Raw genomic sequence first — 908 nt, 5'->3', positions numbered from 1 at the left:
CGCAGCATCGCGGCCGCGCGAACGTCCTCACCCTCCAGGCAGTCGTGGAGCATCGCGGTGAGCACGGCGTCGGGGCCGAGTTCGAGGAAGGTCGCCGCGCCCGTGTCATGGGCGGCGCGGGCGGCGGCGAGGAAACGAACCTCGCGACGCGCCTGCCGGACCCAGTGGTCGGGGTCGGCGGCCTGCCCGGCGGTCAGCGGCTCTCCGGTCACGCCCGACACCAGCGGGACGGCGGGGGCGTGTGCGGTCAGCTCCGCCACAACGGCGCGGAACTCGTCGAGCACGGGGTCGAGGTGGGCGGAGTGGAAGGCGTGGCTGACGGTGAGCCGCCTGCACTTCACCCCGGAGTCCTCGGCGCGGCGCGCGACGTCGTCGACCGCGTCGGCGTCGCCGGACAGCACGACCGCGCGCGGCCCGTTGATCGCGGCCACGTCCAGTGTGCCCCGGGCCAGTTCCTCGGCTTCCTCGCGGGTGGCGATCAGCGACAGCATCGCACCGGTGGCCGGCAGCGCACGCATGAGCCGGGCACGGGCGGCGACCAGCACGCACGCGTCATCGAGATCGAACACCCCGGCCACGTGGGCGGCGGCGACCTCACCGATGGAGTGGCCGAGCAGCACGTCCGGGCGCAGGCCCCAGCGGTGCAGCAGTGCGGCGAGCGCCACCTCCAGTGCGAAGAGCGCGGGCTGGGTGTGCTCGGTGTCGTGCACGAGATCGGTGCCGAGCACGTCGGCGAGCGGGCGGTCCAGCAGTGGGTCGAGCCGGGCCGCGACCCGGTCGAACTCCTCGGCGAACGCGGGGAACCCGGCGCGCAGCGCCTCGCCCATGCCGGGGCGCTGGCTGCCCTGGCCGGAGAACGCCCAGGCCAGTCCGCCGTCGCGGACGATCGGTGGCAGGTCGACGGCCCC

General features: G+C 75.2%; 1 protein-coding gene. It reads right to left on the bottom strand.

Annotation, left to right across the window (positions count from 1 at the left end):
• Positions 1-908, bottom strand: a 908-nt coding sequence (locus SACPADRAFT_RS31890) for an acyltransferase domain-containing protein (RefSeq protein WP_007027783.1), incomplete at both ends; no start/stop codon positions are given.

Origin of the sequence: Saccharomonospora iraqiensis subsp. paurometabolica YIM 90007, assembly GCF_000231035.2 — a bacterium.
GTDB classification, from domain to species: Bacteria; Actinomycetota; Actinomycetes; order Mycobacteriales; family Pseudonocardiaceae; genus Saccharomonospora; species Saccharomonospora paurometabolica.
The sequence above is the reverse complement of the archived record's forward strand: the minus strand, read 5'-3'. Positions and strand labels throughout refer to the sequence as shown.